Consider the following 20,390-nt stretch of genomic DNA (forward strand, 5'->3'; position numbering starts at 1 on the left):
ATGTTTTTTAGCCCGTCAGTTGGGCATTTTGTTGTAATTTCGACCCCCGCTTGCCATGTTTTACCCGAGACCATATCCGAACCGTAAGAAAGTTTTTTAATATTCATCCTTTTAATTTTATTATGAGCACTGGTTTGTATTCTCCGGCATTTGAACGTGATTCCTGTGGTATTGGGTTTGTTGCTAATATTAAAAGCAATAAATCCCATCAGATTGTTTCAGATGCTTTAACTATTCTGGAGAACATGGAGCACCGCGGTGCCTGTGGTTGTGAGAATAATACCGGCGATGGCGCGGGTATTATGCTACAAACTCCGCATGAATTTTTCTTTGACGAATGTGTCAAGTTAGGCGTTCACCTGCCTGCATTTGGTAAGTATGGCGTTGGTGTTTTATTCTTTCCTAAAGACATCCGTTTAAAGGAAGAATGCCGGGACATTTTCAACCGTTCTGCTGAAAAGCTGGGATTGGAAATCCTGGTTTACCGCAAAGTTCCGGTAAACCCTAACGGTATAGGTCCTACAGCTTTGTCTGTTGAGCCGGAAATCGAGCAGGTTTTTATTGCCTGCCCTGACCACATTAATAACCCGGATGAATTTGAGCGAAAGCTTTTTTTACTACGCAACTATGCCACTCACACAGTAAACAATACTATTAAGAAAGATGCAATAGGTTTCTATATTGCTTCTCTTTCGTACAAAACTGTTGTATACAAAGGCCAGTTGACCTCTACCCAAGTAAGAGGATATTTCCCTGACCTGAACAACAAAAGGGTAGTTTCAGCTTTTGGCCTGGTACACTCCCGTTTTGCTACCAATACTTTCCCATCGTGGAAACTGGCACAGCCATTCCGTTACATTGCACACAATGGTGAGATCAATACTGTACAAGGTAACGTCAACTGGTTGAAGACCAATGAAAGAAGTTTTACCTCTCCTTATTTCACCAAGGAAGAAATGGACATGTTGCTGCCTATCATCGGCGAAGGCCAGTCAGACTCTGCCTGCCTGGACAACATGATCGAACTGTTGACACTTTGTGGCCGTTCACTGCCTCATGTCATGATGATGTTGATCCCAGAGGCCTGGGATGGCAACGACCTGATGGATCCAGTGAAAAAAGCCTTCTATGAATTCCATGCTTCTTTCATGGAGCCCTGGGATGGCCCAGCATCTATTTCATTCACAGATGGAAGAATCATTGGTGCTACCCTGGACAGAAATGGGCTGCGTCCTTCCCGCTATTGCGTAACTACGGATGACCGTGTGATCATGGCATCTGAATCAGGTGCATTGCCAGTTGATCCAAAGATCGTTAAGGAAAAGGGTCGCTTGCAGCCTGGTAAAATGTTCGTAGTAGACCTCGAACAAGGAAGGATCATTTCTGATGAAGAATTGAAACAAACCATTTGCTCTCAAAAACCTTATGCAGAGTGGTTAAACAAATATAAAATTCGCCTGGAGGAATTACCAGAACCACGCGTACTGTTTACACACCTGGAAACCGAACAGATCTTTAAGTATCAAAAAGCTTTTGGTTATTCAAGCGAAGACCTGGAGAACATTATTGCTCCAATGGCCTTAGATGGCAAAGAACCCGTTGGTTCAATGGGTACGGATACACCTTTGGCTGTATTGAGTGATCAACCTCAGCACCTGAGTAGCTATTTTAAACAATTGTTTGCACAGGTTACCAACCCTCCTATTGATCCTATCCGCGAACGCCTGGTAATGTCGCTAGCCACTTTTGTGGGTAGTGCAGGAAACCTGCTGATGGAAGATCCTCTGGATTGTCATACTGTTGCATTAAAGCAGCCCGTATTAAATAATCATGAACTGGAAAAGATCCGTAGTATCGATACAGGTATCTTCCAGGCCAAAACACTGCAGTGCTATTTCCGTGCTGATGGCAAAGCTGGTTCTCTGCAAAGAGCGCTGGATCGCTTGTGCCGTTATGCAGTAGATGCTGTAGATGATGGTTTTGAAGTTTTGATTTTATCAGACCGAGCAATAGACTCAGACCACGCTCCTATTCCATCCCTGATAGCAACTGCTGCAGTTCACCACCACTTGATCCGCAAAGGAAAACGCGGACAAGTAGGACTGGTCATTGAAGCCGGCGATGTATGGGAAGTGCACCATTTTGCATGTTTGATTGGTTTTGGCGCTACTGCCATCAACCCTTACCTGGCACTTTCTACTATCCGTGATATGAAATTGTCTGGTTTGCTACAAACTGATACAGAAGTTGATACCCTCAAGAAACACTACATTAAAGCTGTTAACGATGGCCTGTTGAAAGTGTTTTCTAAAATGGGGATCTCTACACTGCAATCTTACCAGGGAGCACAAATATTTGAAATTATCGGTTTAAACAAAACCGTTGTAGATAAGTATTTCACAGGTGCAACATCCCGCATTGAGGGAATGGGTCTTGATGAAATTGCCAAGGAAACACTTGCAAAACACAACCTGGCATTCAGCAAAAAAGATGTTCCTGTTGATCGCCTGCCCGTAGGTGGCGTGTACCAATGGAAAAGAAAGGGTGAGGCCCACCTGTTCAATCCAACGACCATTCACCTGCTTCAATACTCTACACGCTTGAACGATTACAATACGTTCAAGAAGTATTCTAAAGCGGTGAATGATCAAAGTGAAAAGGCCTGTACGCTGCGCAGCCTGTTGCAGTTCAAACGCAACCGTCCTTCTATTTCGATTGATGAAGTAGAATCAGCAGAAAATATATACAAACGCTTTGCTACCGGTGCGATGAGCTTTGGCTCTATTTCGCATGAAGCACACTCTACACTGGCTATCGCGATGAACCGCCTTGGTGGAAAAAGCAATACCGGTGAAGGTGGTGAAGATGAAATCCGTTATAAATCCATGCCCAATGGCGATTCCATGCGTTCTGCCATTAAACAGGTAGCTTCGGGCCGTTTTGGTGTAACCAGCTATTACTTAACAATGGCGGATGAATTACAAATTAAAATGGCACAGGGTGCTAAGCCTGGAGAAGGTGGTCAGTTACCAGGCCATAAAGTAGATGATTGGATCGGTAAAGTACGTCACTCAACTCCGGGTGTAGGTTTGATCTCCCCTCCTCCGCACCACGATATTTACTCTATCGAAGATCTTGCCCAGCTAATCTATGACCTGAAGAATGCCAACAGGGCAGCCAGGATCAACGTGAAACTGGTATCTAAAGCAGGTGTTGGAACCATTGCTGCCGGTGTAACGAAGGCCAAAGCCGACGTTGTACTGATTGCAGGTTTCGATGGTGGTACGGGTGCCTCTCCTGTCAGTTCAATTAAACATGCCGGTTTGCCATGGGAATTAGGCTTGGCAGAAACCCATCAAACACTGGTAAAAAATAAGCTGCGCAGTCGCGTGGTTGTACAAACCGACGGACAATTAAAAACCGGCCGTGACGTTGCCATTGCAGCCCTTTTGGGTGCAGAAGAATGGGGTGTGGCAACAGCCGCACTGGTAGTAGAAGGTTGTATCATGATGCGTAAATGCCATCTGAACACTTGCCCTGTAGGTATTGCAACCCAAGATCCTGAATTGCGTAAACGCTTTACAGGTGATGCAGACCATGTAGTAAACTTCTTCAAGTTCATTACTCAGGAATTAAGGGAAATCATGGCAGAACTGGGCTTCAAAACAGTTAATGAAATGATTGGCCAGGTAGATTGCCTGGAAGCAAGACCTGATATCAAACATTGGAAATACAGCAAACTGGATCTTTCTCCGATCCTGTATAAAGAACCAGCATCCCTGTATACCGGCTTGTACAAACAAGAAGAGCAAGACCATGGTATTGACAATGTTCTTGACTGGAAGTTATTGGAAGCTGCTAAACCTGCTCTTGAAAAAGGAGAAAAGGTATTTGGTGAGTTTACTACTATCAATACAGACAGAACCATTGGTACTATCCTTTCTAATGAAATTTCTAAGAAGTATAAGTCTGAAGGCTTAGCTGATGATACCATTCACTTTAAGTTTAATGGTACAGCCGGACAAAGCTTTGGAGCTTTCAATACCAAAGGTGTAACCCTGGAACTCGAAGGTGATGCCAATGATTATTTCGGTAAAGGCTTATCCGGGGCCCGCTTAATTGTATATCCTCCAAAAGAGTCCTCATTTGTTCCAGAGGAAAACATCCTGATCGGCAATGTGGCCTTCTATGGAGCAACTTCAGGAAATGCCTACATCCGTGGTAAAGCAGGTGAACGATTTGCTGTTCGTAATTCGGGAGTTAACGCAGTTGTTGAAGGTGTTGGCGATCATGGTTGTGAATACATGACGGGTGGTAGCGTAGTTATTTTGGGTGATACCGGAAGAAACTTTGCTGCCGGTATGAGCGGAGGTATTGCATATGTATATGATGTTAAAGGAACGTTCCCATCACTTTGCAATAAAGAAATGGTAGACCTGGATCCTGTAGAAAACGGAGATTCAGAAGAATTGAAACAAATGATTCAAAACCATTTCGATTATACAGGTAGCACTGTTGCTAAGTTCATCCTGGATGATTTTGAAAACCAGTTGAAGAACTTTGTAAAAGTATTCCCGATCGATTACAAGAAAGTCTTGAAAACTAAAGCTGAAAAGGTTAAGGTTCAAGGTTAAAAAGCCAAGCCACACCCCCAGCCCCTAAAAGGGAGCATCAGCGCAGCAAGGCCTGAGCATCAGGGTAGTGACTAAAAGAGAATAAAAACATCAGCAACATTTCCTTAAGTTAATAAGGAAATGTTGCTGAAAAACTAAAAACAAAAAACTACAAACTAAGATATGGGGAAGCCCACAGGTTTTTTAGAGTTTACCAGGGAGCTACCAGCTAAACGTTCTCCTGAAGAAAGAATCAAAGACTACAACGAGTTTGCAGAATTGTACTCAGAGCAGAAACTGAACCAACAGGCTGCTCGTTGTATGGACTGCGGTGTTCCATTTTGTCACAGCGGATGTCCCCTTGGAAATGTCATTCCAGAATTTAATGATGCAGTATATCGCAAAAACTGGCAGGAAGCCTATGATATTCTATCATCAACAAATAATTTTCCTGAATTTACAGGACGCATTTGCCCTGCACCTTGCGAAAGCGCCTGCGTTTTAGGAATTAACCAGCCGCCTATTACCATTGAGGAAATTGAAAAGCACATTATTGAAATTGCATTCCAGAAAGGTATTGTAAGGCCTCGTATTCCTCATGTACGTACTGGTAAAAAAGTAGCAGTAGTTGGTTCAGGCCCTGCTGGTCTTGCAGCCGCAGCCCAATTGAACTATGCCGGCCACTCGGTTACAGTATATGAAAGAGACGATGCCCCAGGAGGTCTACTCCGTTATGGCATTCCAGACTTCAAACTGGAGAAATGGGTTATTGACCGCAGAATAGACCTGATGAAAGAAGAAGGTGTTGTATTCAAGTGCAATGCGAATGTTGGTGTAAACGTAAGCATTAATGATCTTCTAAGAGAATATTCAGCCATCGTATTGGCAGGCGGTTCTACTGTTCCTCGTGATTTAAATGTACCAGGAAGAGAACTGAAAGGCGTACACTATGCCATGCAATTCCTGAAGCAACAGAACAAACGAGTTGCAGGAAAAGATCCTTTGGCAAATGCAAAAATTGAAAGCAATATTTTAGCAGAAGAATTAAGCGCAGAAGGAAAGAATGTAATCGTAATTGGTGGTGGTGATACAGGAAGTGACTGTGTTGGTACCTCAAACCGACACGGCGCCAAGTCGATCACTCAGTTTGAATTAATGCCAAAACCACCAGAGACCAGAACTCCATATATGCCTTGGCCTTCTTACCCAATGTTATTGAAGACCTCAACTTCGCATGAAGAAGGAGCAAACCGCCATTGGGCAATTGCTACCAAGGAATTTATTGGCGATGGAAATGGGAATTTGAAAGCGTTGAAAGTTGTTGACCTTGAGTGGAAAATAACAGCTGAAGGTAAACCAGCTCAGTTCGTGGAAGTTCCAGGCTCTGAACGGGAAATGCCTTGTGAACTGGCACTGCTGGCTATGGGCTTCGTACATCCACAACACCATGGTTTACTCAATGAGTTGGGAGTAGAGATGGATGAACGTGGCAATGTAAAAGCAACAGAGAAACACTATCAAACCAATATTGCCAAAGTGTTTGCAGCAGGCGACGTCCGTCGGGGACAATCCCTGGTAGTTTGGGCTATTAGTGAAGGTAGAGAATGTGCCCGTAAGGTAGATGAGTACCTGATGGAACATTCTGTATTAGAATCAAAAGATAGAAGCCTTCTGGCATTATAGAACTATTATTATAGATCTTGAAAAGGGCTGCGCATTGCAGCCCTTTTTTATTTAATAAACTTTACAAACTTAGAAACAATAGAACCTTCAGTCTTTAAATTATATCATTGTATTAATATCCAAGAATACCATCATATATCAATATCTCCAGTATTTATAAATGAAATTGTAAAACCAAAAAGAAAGGTTGTTATTACTATTATCGTTTATATTTTAAACCCTATTTAATAATATACCACCAACGTAGTTTAATTATCAAATTAATTGTACATTAAAAATTTGCTCTTAAAAAAAGCATACCAAATGCACTGCATCCCTCCTTCTTTCGCATAAAATAGCTTAATAATTAACATGAAAAGCATTTTTTATTACATAAACATATATACTCATACGACGCTTTTTTGAATTATATTTTTAAATATGTGTATTTTTCTACTCATTTTAAATCCTAATAACTTAATTTAGCATAGAAGTTAATAATTATATTATTTTCTAATAACAAAAAAACCTCCTGTATGTTAAAACTGAAGCGTTCCATTCCTTTCATCATTCTTGCAGCCATTTCTCTTCTGGCAACAACTATCCCTTCACTCCCGACCTTTAATGATGGGGGCAAGTTGTACAGTTCTGCAGATATAGCATGGATCATCGTAGCTACGGCCCTTGTATTTTTAATGACTCCAGGTTTAGCATTGTTTTACGGCGGCATGGTACATCGTAAAAATGTAATTTCCACAATGATGAAGAGCGTTGTAGCAGCTGGTATTGTAGGCGTTCTTTGGATTGTCATCGGATTTAGCCTGGCTTTTGGTGAATCGAAAGGTGGCGTTATCGGAGATCCAACAACATTTTTATTCTTTAAGAATGTGATGTCGGGTGAACCCTGGAGTTTAGCTCCCACTATTCCTTTAGGTCTATTTGCGCTTTTCCAAATGATGTTTGCCATCATTACCCCAGGTCTTGTAGTAGGCGCTGTAGCTGAAAGGATTCGTTTTCTTTCTTACGTATTATTCATTGTATTATTCAGCTTGTTAGTATATGCTCCCCTGGCCCACTGGAGCTGGCATCCAGAAGGCTTCCTTTTTAAAATGGGAGCGTTAGACTTTGCTGGTGGTACAGTAGTACATATTTCTGCCGGATGTGCAGCATTAGCTGGTGCGATGGTTTTAAAACGCCGCCAGGCTCACATTGAACAAAAAGAAATTCCACCTGCCAACATTCCATATGTATTGATTGGTACAGGTTTATTATGGTTTGGCTGGTTTGGTTTTAATGCAGGTTCTGCTTTAGGAGCCAATGCTCTTTCCGTATCAGCTTTCGCGACTACAAATACTGCAGCAGCATCTGCCGGTTTATCCTGGATGTTCTTTGATGTATTAAAAGGCAAGAAACCTTCTGTACTTGGATTTTGTATTGGTGCAGTTGTAGGTTTGGTAGCCATTACCCCTGCTGCCGGTTTTGTTGCAGTACCACAAAGTATTTTTGTAGGTGTTATTTCTGCAATCATTTCTAATATCGCTGTATATTATAAACAAAAATCCAAACTGGATGACACATTGGATGTATTCCCTTGTCATGGTTTAGGCGGTATCGTAGGTATGATTCTGACAGGTATGTTTGCAACCAAGACTGTAAATGGAGCTGGTGCTGATGGTCTTTTCTATGGCAATCCCGACTTCTTCTTTACTCAATTAAAAGCTCTTGCTATTGTTGTTGCTTATAGCTTTACAGTTTCCTATGGCATCTTCAAATTGATCAACCTGATACAACCACTTCGTGTAAGCTCCGAAGATGAAGAACTTGGATTGGATGCTTCTCAACACGATGAAAAATATATGCAAGGAACTTTGCTTATTAGCAATAACGGACAGATCAAAGAAGAAACTGTAACTGAATAAAAATCAATTCTCGCGCTCTCTTCTCTTACGATTATTAAAAAGGTACAGCTCACGCGGGCTCTCGACAACCCAGAGCTGTACCTATATTTCTAAACACCAAAATCAAAATTATGATAAAAAAAATTACTACCAGTTTGCTAGTCCTGGCACCATTTTGTTTTACCCACGCGCAAGATTCAACTGCTACTGAAACCAAAAGTAATTTTGCAGTGTCTGGATATGTAGATGCTTATTATCGCTTTAACTTTAGCAATCCTAAAAAAGAATACGGTACTACAAATAATTTAACAAGTTTCACCAACTCGCATAACTCTTTCGAATTAGGAATGGCTTCCGTAAAGCTGGAACATTCCATGGGAAAGGTTGGAGTAGTTGCAGATCTCGGATTTGGAACAAGAGCTGATGAGTTCTCTTATGCAGACAGGGTGGCTAATGTGGATGCTGCCGGAGGAACTGCGGATTTAACTTCAAGATTTGTCATCAAGCAAGCTTACATCACTTATGCACCAAAAGAAAACCTCAAGTTCACAGCAGGTAGTTTTGCAACCCATGTAGGCTATGAATTGGTAGACCCTTATCTAAATCGCAACTACAGCATGAGCTACATGTTTTCTTATGGTCCATTCCTTCATACAGGGGTCAAAGCAGACCTAACTGCTGGCAAAAGCGGTTTTATGTTAGGCATCTCTAACCCTACCGACTTAAAATCCGCAAGCTTTGCGCGTAAATTCCTAATTGGCCAATACAGCTATGGAGGAGAAAAAGTAAAACTTTACCTGAACTACCAGGGTGGTACTTTTGACTCTTCAACGAAAATCAACCAGATAGACGCAGTTATTACCGGAGCTATTAGTGATAAATTCAGCATTGGCTATAACGGCACTGTACAGGGCGTTAAAACCAGGTCAGATTACAGTGCTAAGTTTGGCGAAAGCGATAGCTGGTGGGGTTCAGCCCTTTACCTGAACGCAGATCCTACTTCCAATTTCGGATTAACACTCAGAGGTGAATATTTTGACAATAAGAAAGGCGTATTGGGAGCTTTACCTTCTGGTAACATATTTGAAACCACGCTATCTGCAAACTTTAAAATCAATGGGCTCACTATTATACCTGAACTTAGATTAGACAATGCAGATACAGAAGTCTTTATTAATCGGTCAGGTGAATCGCAAAAAAGCACATTGTCTGGTTTGATCGCAGCTATTTACAAATTCTAAACTATAGCATTTATCATAGGTTTCATATTAAAAAATAGTACAATCAAAAAACCGCCCAGCTGGGCGGTTTTTCTTTTCCACATTTCTGCTCCCCAACCATCCACTCGGTGCATTATTTGTATCTTTAAAATATTCAACGACCCTACACATGAGTTTCTGGAAAAGATTGCAAGAGTTTCAACTGGTACGCAAGATTGTTTATGCCATAGTGGGAATTGCATTTTATCCTAGCATTGCTATCGTTAACAAACTGAAAATTAGTGGTACAGAACACTTTAGCAGTTTGCCTAAAAAAAATGTATTATTTGTCAGCAACCACCAGACTTATTTTGCTGATGTCATCACATTTTTACACATTTTTTGCGCTGTAAAGTGGGGAAAAGAAAATCGCCTGGGTATTCCTTATTACCTGTTAAACCCTTTTACCAATGTTTATTACGTGGCAGCAGAAGAAACCATGAAAGGAAGTTTTATCAGCCGGATTTTTGCCCTGGCCGGCGCATTAACAGTGAAACGAACCTGGCGTAAAGATGGAGTCGAGGTACGCCGTGGGCTTGATCCTTCGGATACCCGAAAAATTGAAAGGGCATTATATGGCAGCTGGGTTATCACATTTCCACAAGGAACTACAAAAGCTTTTGCTCCAGGACGTAAGGGTACTGCTCATATCATCAAACATTGTAAGCCAATTGTCATTCCGGTAGTGATACAAGGTTTTTGGCGAGCTTTCGATAAAAAAGGTCTTAAATTTAAAAAGAAAGGAGTTCAGCTTTCCGTTACTTTTAAAGAACCCTTGAACATTAACTATGACGATTCACCAGAAGCCATTTTAACACAGGTTATGGACGCCATTGAACAAAGCAAGAAATTCATGATGCAAGGAGCTCATCATTGGAAGTTGCAAGAAGTTTAGAGGAAATTGTAATGAGGGTTCATCCATGCCATTAATCCGCTAGCATTCGAAGCTTCCATTATTTCCCGAATATATTCTAAAGTAATCTCCTCTTCTATCCGGGCGATGCCACCTTCACATCTTGCCACCTCCTGATAAAATTGGCAAAGAGCACCAGCATCATTGAATCCTGGTTTACGAATGATCACATTTATTCCTCCATTAATTATAACTCACCCCTTTGAGATATCATCGCTTACACTTCCTGGTCAAATAATGCTTTTAACTCTGAAGCATCACCAGGCTTCATTTTACCACCCAATATCAAACGTAGTTGTCTTCTATGTAAAGCTCCTTCATATAGTCGTTTCTCATCATCTGTATCAGGAGCTAATTGTGGCACCTGCCGGGGCCTTCCATGTGGATCCAATGCAACAAAAGTATAATATGCCTCATTACTTTTATACTTAAACTGCGTTGTAAAATCCTCTCCCCATACTCTTAAATGTATTTCCATAGAAGTATTAAAAGCACGGGTAACCTTTGCTTCAATATGAACAGTGTTTCCTAGTTTAATAGATTTTTCGAAAGAAATGTTGTCTACCGAGGCCGTAACCACGGGAGCGTTGCAATGCTTTTGTGCTGCAATGGCAGCAGCGATATCCATCCAGTACATCAATCGGCCCCCCATAAGGTTGCCATAAACATTCGTATCGTTGGGTAAAACTATTTCAGTCATTGAAGTATAACTATCAGCAGGAGTTTTCACCTTCATGTTTCAAATTTGGGCCAAAACTAAGGCAAGAGATTGGAAACAGGTTTTGTTAATTTTTGATTGATATGGTTACATACAGTTTTTTCACCTACACACTCCTCATCTTTTTTTCTATTGTAAACCCTTAGCTTTGAAAAATTTCAAACGATTGTATTATGGAGACCCAAGCTATCCTATCTTTTGACAACACAAAAACAGCATTCGCTTATAAATCAAATACAGAATTAAAAGAAGCCTACAGGCTTTTTTCTTTAATGGCAAATTCATGGCTGGTGACCTTGGGCACCGCTTTGACACCTTGGGCCATAAAATCGGGACTACCTGTGAAAGGAGTTATCCGTAAAACTATTTTCAAGCAGTTTGTAGGAGGAGAAAGCCTACAAGAAGTTACAGGTGTGGCTCAAAAGCTGGCAAAATATAATGTACAGGTCATTCTTGACTATGGTGTTGAAGGCAAAGAAAGTGAAGAAGAATTTGACAAGGCCAAGGATGAATTTATCCGGGTAATCAATTATGCTTCAACCCAGCCCAACATTCCATATATGAGTGTGAAGGTTACAGGTTTAGCGAGGCATTCTCTGCTTGAAAAACTGCATGCCCTGATGCAAACTACAGAAGCCTTGCCACTGATCAAACGCTACGACAGAGCGATCCAGCAATTATCCAATGAAGAACTGAATGAATGGCAAAAAGTTCATCAGCGGGTCCGTAGTATTTGTGATATATCAAGTGAAAAGAACATTGGAATGATGATAGATGCGGAAGAAAGTTGGGTGCAGGATCCGGTTGATGCTATCACCATGTTAATGATGAAGGAGTACAATAAAGGAAGGCTGGTCATATTCAATACAATTCAACTTTATCGCCATGACCGGCTGGAGTTTTTAAAAAAATCTGAGGAGGCCGCCAGGGAGCATAACTTCACACTTGGCGTCAAGCTGGTACGAGGTGCATATATGGAAAAAGAGCGGGAAAGGGCGACTGAAAAAGGATATACTTCACCGATTCAAACTGATAAAACTGCAACAGATGAAGATTATAACAAGGCAGTTAAATTCTGTATACAAAATATTGATCATGTAGGAGTAGTTATTGCATCGCATAATGAATACAGCAATATGCTTGCAGTGAAACTGATGGAACAAAAAGGTCTGCCATTTGACCATCCATATGTGCATTTCAGCCAATTATATGGCATGAGTGATCATATAACATTCAATCTTGCACTGGCAGGGTGTGCCGTTAGTAAGTATTTACCATTTGGCCCAATTGAAGATGTTGTGCCCTATTTAATGCGCCGGGCCGAGGAAAACACATCTGTAAAAGGGCAGACAAGCAGGGAATTGAATTTGATAAAGAAAGAAATAGAAAGAAGAGGAATGTGAGTTTTGTACTAATTTTCCGGCTTAATCTTATAAACGTCCAATTAGATTAAGAAATGGTACAATACTTACAATTACTTCAACACATATTAGATAACGGTGTACACAAGAGTGACCGAACCGGCACCGGCACAATCAGCACGTTTGGCTATCAAATGCGCTTTAATCTTCAGGAAGGTTTTCCATTGGTAACCACTAAAAAACTGCATGTAAGGAGTATTATCCACGAACTCCTTTGGTTTTTAAAGGGTGAAACGAACATTAAATACCTTAAGGAAAATGGAGTAAGCATCTGGGATGAATGGGCTGATGAGAATGGAGAATTAGGCCCAGTATACGGCAAACAATGGCGTAGCTGGACCGGCGCAAATGGCAATACGATTGACCAGATCAGCGACCTGATCCAGCAAATTAAGACTAATCCTGACAGTCGCCGCCTGATTGTAAGTGCATGGAATGTTGCCGATCTTCCCGATATGGCCCTGATGCCCTGCCACACCTTATTTCAGTTTTACGTTGCGGAGGGGAAATTAAGTTGTCAATTGTATCAACGGAGTGCGGACGTATTCCTTGGCGTTCCATTTAATATTGCATCTTATGCTTTATTAACGATGATGGTTGCTCAGGTTTGTGATTTACAGGCCGGGGATTTTGTTCATACGTTTGGTGATGTACATATCTATACAAACCACATGGAACAAGTAAAGCTGCAGCTTTCACGCCAGCCTTTCCCTTTACCAAGTCTGAAGCTAAACCCGGATGTAAAAAACATTTTCGACTTCAAGTACGAAGATTTCACCCTAGGAAATTACCAGCATCACCCAGCTATTAAAGCGCCAGTAGCGGTATAAAGCAAACTTTATGAACAACAACAATAATGAGCATAACGATCCTGGTTACGCTGACAAGAACAATAGAAGTATAATTTTGAGTTTGCTTGTAGCTGCAGATGAAAATAATGTGATAGGAAAAGATAACAAGCTTCCCTGGCACCTGCCCAACGACTTAAAGTATTTTAAAAATCTTACATGGGGCATGCCTATTCTGATGGGGCGCAAAACTTTTGAATCAATTGGCAAAGCATTGCCGGGACGCAAAAGCATCGTTATTACCCGTAACACAGACTGGCAAAAGGATGGTGTTGATGTAGTGCACTCCATCGAAGAGGCTATTGAAAAAGCAAAAGAATTTGATGTAAAAGAGATCTTTGTGATTGGCGGAGCTGAAATCTTTCGAACTTCTTTTATTCAGGCGAATAGGATTTACCTCACCCGTATCCACCACAAATTTGATGGAGACGCTTTTTTTCCTGAATTGCCCGATAGCGAATGGAAATTAGCCAGTCAGCGCCACTGCCCTGCGGATGAAAAAAATGCATATCAGCATACTTACCAGGTCTGGAACAGAGTCTCATAACTTCAAACTTTTATACATTATATTATAATTTCCTGGTGTACAATTCATTTGAATTAGCTAAAAAATATTTACGATACTACTTATCGGGGTTCAATAGCAAAGGCCATGGCATGCATTCTCCATTTGTCTTTGATTTTATTTTGCATGTTCTGAACAACAAAAGCCAGTACACACCACCAGCAACTATTGAGCAATTACGCAAAGAACAGCAATATGACAATCGCCTGCTCCATATAGAAGACATGGGTGCTGGTTCCCGTATCCATTCTACAAAAGAGAAAAGAGTAAAAGATGTGTCGGCCACGGCCTTGAAGCCAAAGAAATATGCTCAGCTTTTATACAGATTGATAAAGCATTACCAACCTGAAACTATTATCGAATTAGGAACTTCACTGGGAATTACTACTTCTTATTTAAGTATCGCCAATCCTGAAGCCAGGATCGTAACGATTGAAGGCAGTGGAGCTATCCGGCAGGTTGCTAATGAGAATTTCAGAAAATTAGGTCTTAACAACATTCAATCCCTTCAAGGCAACTTTGATGTTGTATTGCCAGAAGTTTTACAGCAACATTCTTCCATTGATTTGGGCTACATAGATGGCAATCATAGATATAGACCCACTATTAATTACTTCCAACAGTTCCTCCAGAAATCTCACAACAATACCATTTTGGTTTTCGACGATATTCACTGGAGCGAAGAAATGGAAAGTGCCTGGAGAGAGATTCAACAGCATCCTTCTGTACGTTGCACAGTGGATATTTTCTTCCTGGGATTTGTTTTCTTCCGAAAGGAATTTAAAGAAAAACAACATTTTACAATCCGGTTTTAAAGATCAACTTTATATTCTAAATCCGTACCTTCCACATACAAAACACTCTTCCATGATCATTGGTGTATTGAAAGAACCTTCAAACGAAACAAGAGTATCGCTTCTCCCGGAAGCTGTCATTCAACTTACCAAAAAGGGCATCCGTGTACTGATTGAAAACAATGCTGGCGCCAGGGCTTTTGCACCTGATGAAGACTACCAAAACGCAGGAGCTTTGATTTCTTCCGCCAGAGAAATCATTCAGGAAGCAGATGTTATCTTATCAATTCAGCAGCCGAATTCTGATTTACTAATCCCTAATAACAAAATCCTTATCGGCACTTTCCAACCACTGTACCATCCACAGTCGGTGCAGGAATGGGCACAAGCAGGCTTAACTGTTTTTAGTCTGGACATGCTTCCCCGGACAACGCGTGCTCAGAGCATGGATGTTTTAAGTTCCCAGGCTAACATTGCAGGTTATAAGGCTGTGCTTTTAGCAGCAAACCTATATCCCCGCTACTTTCCTATGTTTATGACAGCTGCCGGTACCATTGCGCCAGCTAAAGTGCTCATTCTTGGGGCAGGTGTTGCGGGCTTACAGGCAATTGCCACCGCCAGAAGATTAGGAGCAGTAGTAGAAGTATTTGATACCCGGCCTGCTGTAAAAGAAGAAGTAATAAGTTTAGGTGCTAAGTTTGTGGAAGTGGACGGAGCTGCCGATGCCAGCAAGGCAGGCGGTTATGCCGTGGAACAAACGGAAGAATATAAATTGCGGCAACAACAACGCATTGCTGAAAGTATTGCCAAAGCTGACATTGTCATCACTACAGCACAAATACCTGGGAAAAAGGCTCCTATATTAATTGAGGAAGAAATGCTGAATAAAATGAGGAAAGGCTCTATTGTTATAGATATTGCAGCAAAGACCGGAGGAAATACTCCCTTTACAATAGATAATGAAACTGTCATATATAAAGGTGTAAGTATTGTTGGAGCAGGTAACCTGCCCGCCACAATGCCATCAGATGCCAGCAAGGTATATGGCAAAAATATTCAAAATTTTCTTCAACTGATCACCAATAAAGAAGGTAACCTGAATCTGAACTGGGACGACGACCTGGTACAGGGAAGCTGTATTACTCATAATGGTGAAATCGTCCATGAACGCCTAAAAATGAATGTACAAATTTGATAAATGAAATGCCTTTATCACTTGATCTCTTATAATCTTTGAACTTATGCAAAACTTTTTTAACTGGATAACTTCTAACCAGCAGATTATTTATATAGTAATCTTGATGGTTTTTGTAGGCATAGAAGTCATTGGACGTGTTCCCAGCGTATTGCACACGCCATTAATGAGCGGTGCCAATGCCATCCATGGAGTAGTCATCATTGGAGCCATTATTGTAATGGGCAAGGCAGAAAATAACAACTTCACTGCACTTATCCTTGGCTTTCTGGCAGTGGTGCTGGGCACCCTTAATGTTGTTGGGGGTTTTGTTGTGACAGACAGAATGTTAGAGATGTTTAAAAAGAAAAAAGCCCACAATCCAAATAATATTATTTAATAACATTCCTTCCAACCTACTTTCTGATGGAAATTAGCATTCTCACCGTTCTCTATCTCGTTGCATCGGTTTCGTTCATATTAGGCTTAAAAATGTTGTCCCACCCGGAAACTGCCCGTAAAGGAAATCTAGCAGCAGCTGCAGGAATGTCTCTAGCTATATTTGGGACTATTTTCTTATACCAGGATGAAGATGGGAGCAAACTACATAATTATGGGTGGATCTTCACCGGACTTGTTATAGGTGGAATCATTGGTGTTGCTGCTGCTAAAAAAGTAAAAATGACCGCTATGCCAGAAATGGTAAGCCTTTTTAATGGTATGGGTGGGGCTTGTGCGGCATTGATTTCATTGGTGGAATTCAATCACTTTGCAGCAACTGATTTTACATTCCGGATTTTTGAGGCTTATGATTCTACAGCAGGTATTGATGAAGACATGTTAGTCCTGCCAGTCCCTACAGCAATGATCATAACTGTTTTACTGGGATTGATCATTGGTTCCATTTCATTTGCAGGCAGTATGGTTGCCTGGGGAAAACTAAACGGGCGCATCCAGGATAAAACCTTTAAAGGACACCATGTCTCTAACCTCGTACTTTTAGGCGGTATCCTGATCATTTCTATTTTGCTGATCATTCAGATCCATTCATCCTTTAGACTGGGACCTGAAGAATTGCGCATACTCCACCTTCGTAATCCCTTACTGAGCAAAATAAATATTACGCTTCCTGTTTCAGTTTATATTGTGTTTTATGCCATTTTCCTTTTATCGCTTTTATATGGGATTTTGTTCGTTTTACCAATAGGCGGTGCTGATATGCCAGTAGTTATTTCATTATTAAACTCGTTTACGGGTGTAGCTGCAGCATGCGGCGGCTTTCTATACGACAATAAAGTAATGCTCACAGGTGGCATCCTGGTTGGTGCAGCTGGTACCTTACTCACTATTTTAATGTGCAGGGCCATGAATCGTTCGCTCAAAAACGTATTGATTGGTTCTTTTGGAGGCAATGCCTCACAGACCGCGGTCAACAAAGATCAAGGTCAATTCAAAGAGATTACGCTCAACGATGCAGCTGTTGTGATGGCATATGCCAATAAGGTGATGATCGTTCCCGGCTACGGACTGGCGGTAGCCCAGGCACAACATGCCTGCCACGAACTTGAAAAAATATTGAACGAAAGAGGTGTAAATGTTAAGTATGCCATTCACCCCGTTGCCGGCCGAATGCCCGGACATATGAATGTATTGCTGGCTGAAGCTGATGTGAGCTACGAAAAGCTCCTCGAAATGGAACATGCCAATGATGAATTCCCCACAACTGATGTCGTGTTAGTACTGGGAGCTAATGATGTGGTGAACCCGGCTGCCAAATCAGATCCGGACTCTCCTATTTATGGTATGCCTATACTTGATGTCGAATTAGCTAAAACAGTTATTGTCAACAAACGGAGCATGAAACCAGGCTATGCAGGTATTGAAAATCAGCTTTTCTTTCAACCTAAAACTTCAATGCTGTTTGGGGATGCTAAAAAAGTATTACAAGACCTCATTGGAGAAATCAAGAACCTGTAATTTGAAATAATCAGTATAGTTTTAGGCAAATTCAAGGCTATAGATCGCTTCACGGCAGATTTGTAAAAATTATACTTTTGGGAAAAATCAGCGTGAAGTTACCTGCAGAATTATTGAACTCACTGGAAGGTGTCACTGGTTTTGACCGTGAAGCTTTTGAAAACGTGCATCAATCTGGTGAGCAGATCACATCTATTCGGATCAACCCGGCTAAATGGTCAATGGTAGATGGTGAATTGGCGAATATTCACCCATTACCTTTCACTATTGACCATGAAGTTCCTTGGTCCTCCGCTGGTTTTTACCTTACCCAACGTCCTTCATTTACATTTGACCCGCTATTCCATGCTGGCTGTTATTATGTACAGGAAGCATCAAGTATGTTCCTCGAACAAGCCCTGCAACAAACAACAAACCTTTCTCAACCTTTGAAAGTACTGGACCTTTGTGCGGCTCCGGGGGGAAAGTCCACACATATTCAATCACTCCTGACATCGGACAGCTTGCTGGTATGCAATGAAGTGATTAAAAGCCGGGCAGGCATTTTAAAGCAAAATATTATTAAATGGGGGTGTACAAATGTTGTTGTGACCAATAATGATCCCCAGCATTTCTCAAGGCTTATAGGCTTTTTTGATGTTATCGTGGTCGATGCCCCTTGCAGTGGAAGTGGTCTTTTCAGAAGGGATGAGGAGGCCATTAATGAATGGAGTAAAGAAAATGTGTACCTGTGCTGTGGCAGACAAAAGCGCATCCTTGCCGATGTCCTGCCTGCTCTGAAAGGAAATGGCATCCTGGTTTACTCTACTTGCTCTTATTCCAAAGATGAGGACGAAGACATTGCAGACTGGCTTATTTATGAATGGCAGATGCAAAGCATTCCTCTGGAAATAAAAAAGGAATGGCATATAATTGAAAGCAAGGCACCTGGTACAGGGGCCAGGGGGTACCGTTTTTTCCCCGATAAAGTAAAAGGTGAAGGACTTTATCTTTCCTGTTTCCGAAAAACAACAGGCACCAAGGATGTAAAGTTGAAAGGGACAAAACTGGAAAAAGCAACCACAAAGGAGGAAGCCGTTGTTTTACCCTGGCTAAACACAAAAGATGTACAGTTGTTCAAGGCTAATTTGATTTATGGCATACCCTCGTCGCTGACTGAAAACTATAGCATCGTTAAAAATGCACTAAATGTGCAATATGCAGGGGTGGCTATTGGGGAAGTCATGAAAGAAAAATTGGTACCTGAGCATGCATTGGCCTTAAGTAATTGTGTAGCTGATGCAATTCCTAAATTACCTCTTACTTATGAGGAAGCCATCCGGTACCTTCAAAAAAGTGATGCAGGCATTACGCCTGATGTTAAAGGCTGGCAAATAATGACTTATGAAAATCACAACCTAGGTTGGATCAATGCCTTGAATAATAGAGTAAATAATTATTACCCTAAAGAATTTCGCATATTGAAGCAAATGTGAAAATTTGAAAGTCACGTTCCCTTATTCCCTAATTTGCGACCCTGAAATTGTTTGCCTATCCGAACACTATCTAACCACTGAAAAACAAAATTCAATTTGCATGAAAAAGACTTTATTGCTGTTAATTCTAACGATTTTTTCTTACTGTGGATTTGCGCAGAATGGTTTATTGGTACATAGCAATGAAAAAGGTATGTATGTAATGCATACCGTTAATGCCAAAGAGAACTTTTACTCTATTGGAAGGCTGTATGCTATTTCACCCAAAGATATTGCGGCCTTCAATGGCTTCGATATGGCAAATGGATTGAGTATTGGTCAATCTATCATGATCCCGCTGAATGCTACTAATTTTTCACAAACTGATGAAAAGGGAACCCCGGTTTACTATGAAGTGGGAGATAAAGAAGGTTTATACCGGGTTAGTTTAAAAAACAATAAAGTACTGATGGCCAATTTGCGTAAATGGAACCATCTGACCAGCGACAACATCTCCCCTGGCCAGAAACTCATTGTTGGCTATTTGCAGGCAAGCGGGGTTCCAACAACCAATGTAGCGGCCAGCAATCCTGCTCCGGCACCAGCAACTACGCAACCTGTTGCTACTAAAACAGATGTAAAAGTAGAACCAACACAACCCCAATCACAGCCCGTAACTGAGCAAAAGAAAGCAGAACCAGTTTCAAATCAGCGTGCGCCAGAAAAGCAGCCTGCAGCGCCCAGTACACCACAGGTTGCTATGGGAGGTGCGGGATATTTCAAAACACAGTTTGAGCAGCAGTCAAAAGCCGCTAACAATGAAAAATCGGCTACAGCAAGCATCTTCAAAACTTCCAGTGGTTGGCAAGATGGAAAATATTATGCTTTAATGGATAATGTAGAACCAGGAACGATCATTCGTATAACCAACCCAACAAACAACAAAGCAGTTTATGCTAAAGTTTTGGGAGAGATGAGTGGCATCCGTCAAAACCAAGGACTTGAAGTTCGCATATCCAATGCGGCTGCTTCTGCCCTGGATATCTCAGACCCGAATAAGTTTATTGTTAAGGTAAATTATTAAAAAAAGCCCC

The 20,390-nt window shown here is 41.3% G+C and carries 15 protein-coding genes; 14 read left to right on the forward strand and 1 reads right to left on the reverse strand.

Annotation, left to right across the window (positions count from 1 at the left end):
- Positions 1-122: 122 nt before the first annotated feature.
- From gltB to OCK74_RS15685, 5 genes are all read left to right on the forward strand, one after another.
- Entirely contained in the window at positions 123-4,634 is a 4,512-nt protein-coding gene (gene gltB / locus OCK74_RS15665; protein WP_279297999.1) for a glutamate synthase large subunit, read from the forward strand.
- Positions 4,635-4,796: 162 nt separating this feature from the next.
- Positions 4,797-6,296: a glutamate synthase subunit beta gene (locus OCK74_RS15670; protein WP_279298000.1), complete on the forward strand. Its 1,500-nt coding sequence runs from the start codon at positions 4,797-4,799 to the stop codon at positions 6,294-6,296.
- A 515-nt stretch (positions 6,297-6,811) separates the two neighbouring features.
- Positions 6,812-8,194: an ammonium transporter gene (locus tag OCK74_RS15675; RefSeq protein WP_279298001.1), complete on the forward strand. Its 1,383-nt coding sequence runs from the start codon at positions 6,812-6,814 to the stop codon at positions 8,192-8,194.
- Positions 8,195-8,304: 110 nt separating this feature from the next.
- Positions 8,305-9,414 (forward strand): outer membrane beta-barrel protein, encoded by a 1,110-nt coding sequence (locus tag OCK74_RS15680; protein ID WP_279298002.1) that lies wholly within the window; start codon positions 8,305-8,307, stop codon positions 9,412-9,414.
- 148 nt (positions 9,415-9,562) lie between these two features.
- Positions 9,563-10,327: a lysophospholipid acyltransferase family protein gene (locus OCK74_RS15685; protein WP_279298003.1), complete on the forward strand. Its 765-nt coding sequence runs from the start codon at positions 9,563-9,565 to the stop codon at positions 10,325-10,327.
- 235 nt (positions 10,328-10,562) lie between these two features.
- On the opposite strand, the gene OCK74_RS15690 is transcribed toward OCK74_RS15685, so the two are convergent.
- Positions 10,563-11,081, reverse strand: a complete 519-nt coding sequence (locus OCK74_RS15690; protein WP_279298004.1) for an acyl-CoA thioesterase — start codon at positions 11,079-11,081, stop codon at positions 10,563-10,565.
- Between the two features lie 155 nt (positions 11,082-11,236).
- On the opposite strand from OCK74_RS15690, the gene OCK74_RS15695 reads away from it, so the two are divergent.
- The 9 genes from OCK74_RS15695 to OCK74_RS15735 all read left to right on the forward strand — a co-directional run bounded on the left by OCK74_RS15695 (position 11,237) and on the right by OCK74_RS15735 (position 20,380).
- A complete protein-coding gene (locus OCK74_RS15695; RefSeq protein WP_279298005.1) occupies positions 11,237-12,466 on the forward strand; it encodes a proline dehydrogenase family protein in 1,230 nt (409 codons plus the stop codon).
- A gap of 53 nt (positions 12,467-12,519) precedes the next feature.
- The gene (locus OCK74_RS15700) at positions 12,520-13,314 is read left to right on the forward strand and encodes a thymidylate synthase (protein WP_279298006.1); all 795 of its coding nucleotides are present in this window, start codon (positions 12,520-12,522) and stop codon (positions 13,312-13,314) included.
- 10 nt (positions 13,315-13,324) lie between these two features.
- A complete protein-coding gene (locus OCK74_RS15705; RefSeq protein ID WP_279298007.1) occupies positions 13,325-13,879 on the forward strand; it encodes a dihydrofolate reductase in 555 nt (184 codons plus the stop codon).
- 110 nt (positions 13,880-13,989) lie between these two features.
- Positions 13,990-14,712: an O-methyltransferase gene (locus OCK74_RS15710; protein ID WP_279298008.1), complete on the forward strand. Its 723-nt coding sequence runs from the start codon at positions 13,990-13,992 to the stop codon at positions 14,710-14,712.
- Positions 14,713-14,764: 52 nt separating this feature from the next.
- The gene (locus OCK74_RS15715; RefSeq protein WP_279298009.1) at positions 14,765-15,886 is read left to right on the forward strand and encodes a Re/Si-specific NAD(P)(+) transhydrogenase subunit alpha; all 1,122 of its coding nucleotides are present in this window, start codon (positions 14,765-14,767) and stop codon (positions 15,884-15,886) included.
- A gap of 46 nt (positions 15,887-15,932) precedes the next feature.
- A complete protein-coding gene (locus tag OCK74_RS15720; protein ID WP_279298010.1) occupies positions 15,933-16,265 on the forward strand; it encodes an NAD(P) transhydrogenase subunit alpha part 2 in 333 nt (110 codons plus the stop codon).
- A gap of 26 nt (positions 16,266-16,291) precedes the next feature.
- Entirely contained in the window at positions 16,292-17,842 is a 1,551-nt protein-coding gene (locus tag OCK74_RS15725) for an NAD(P)(+) transhydrogenase (Re/Si-specific) subunit beta (protein WP_279298011.1), read from the forward strand.
- A gap of 77 nt (positions 17,843-17,919) precedes the next feature.
- Positions 17,920-19,317, forward strand: a complete 1,398-nt coding sequence (locus OCK74_RS15730) for a methyltransferase RsmF C-terminal domain-like protein (protein WP_279298012.1) — start codon at positions 17,920-17,922, stop codon at positions 19,315-19,317.
- A gap of 100 nt (positions 19,318-19,417) precedes the next feature.
- Positions 19,418-20,380 carry a LysM peptidoglycan-binding domain-containing protein gene (locus OCK74_RS15735; RefSeq protein ID WP_279298013.1) on the forward strand — a complete coding sequence of 321 codons (963 nt, stop codon included), beginning with the start codon at positions 19,418-19,420 and terminating at the stop codon, positions 20,378-20,380.
- The last annotated feature ends 10 nt before the right edge of the window (positions 20,381-20,390 follow it).

The organism is Paraflavisolibacter caeni, from assembly GCF_025628885.1.
Taxonomy (GTDB): Bacteria; Bacteroidota; Bacteroidia; order Chitinophagales; family Chitinophagaceae; genus Flavisolibacter; species Flavisolibacter caeni.

What these genes read in the sequence shown, in the direction of transcription:
- OCK74_RS15685 (WP_279298003.1), top strand. Translation starts at nt 9,563, where the DNA reads ATGAGTTTCTGGAAAAGATTGCAAGAGTTTCAACTGGTACGCAAGATT.
- OCK74_RS15705 (WP_279298007.1), top strand. Translation starts at nt 13,325, where the DNA reads ATGAACAACAACAATAATGAGCATAACGATCCTGGTTACGCTGACAAG.
- gltB (WP_279297999.1), top strand. Translation starts at nt 123, where the DNA reads ATGAGCACTGGTTTGTATTCTCCGGCATTTGAACGTGATTCCTGTGGT.
- OCK74_RS15695 (WP_279298005.1), top strand. Translation starts at nt 11,237, where the DNA reads ATGGAGACCCAAGCTATCCTATCTTTTGACAACACAAAAACAGCATTC.
- OCK74_RS15670 (WP_279298000.1), top strand. Translation starts at nt 4,797, where the DNA reads ATGGGGAAGCCCACAGGTTTTTTAGAGTTTACCAGGGAGCTACCAGCT.
- OCK74_RS15675 (WP_279298001.1), top strand. Translation starts at nt 6,812, where the DNA reads ATGTTAAAACTGAAGCGTTCCATTCCTTTCATCATTCTTGCAGCCATT.
- OCK74_RS15700 (WP_279298006.1), top strand. Translation starts at nt 12,520, where the DNA reads ATGGTACAATACTTACAATTACTTCAACACATATTAGATAACGGTGTA.
- OCK74_RS15725 (WP_279298011.1), top strand. Translation starts at nt 16,292, where the DNA reads ATGGAAATTAGCATTCTCACCGTTCTCTATCTCGTTGCATCGGTTTCG.
- OCK74_RS15710 (WP_279298008.1), top strand. Translation starts at nt 13,990, where the DNA reads ATGCATTCTCCATTTGTCTTTGATTTTATTTTGCATGTTCTGAACAAC.
- OCK74_RS15720 (WP_279298010.1), top strand. Translation starts at nt 15,933, where the DNA reads ATGCAAAACTTTTTTAACTGGATAACTTCTAACCAGCAGATTATTTAT.
- OCK74_RS15735 (WP_279298013.1), top strand. Translation starts at nt 19,418, where the DNA reads ATGAAAAAGACTTTATTGCTGTTAATTCTAACGATTTTTTCTTACTGT.
- OCK74_RS15715 (WP_279298009.1), top strand. Translation starts at nt 14,765, where the DNA reads ATGATCATTGGTGTATTGAAAGAACCTTCAAACGAAACAAGAGTATCG.
- OCK74_RS15680 (WP_279298002.1), top strand. Translation starts at nt 8,305, where the DNA reads ATGATAAAAAAAATTACTACCAGTTTGCTAGTCCTGGCACCATTTTGT.
- OCK74_RS15690 (WP_279298004.1), bottom strand. Translation starts at nt 11,081, where the DNA reads ATGAAGGTGAAAACTCCTGCTGATAGTTATACTTCAATGACTGAAATA.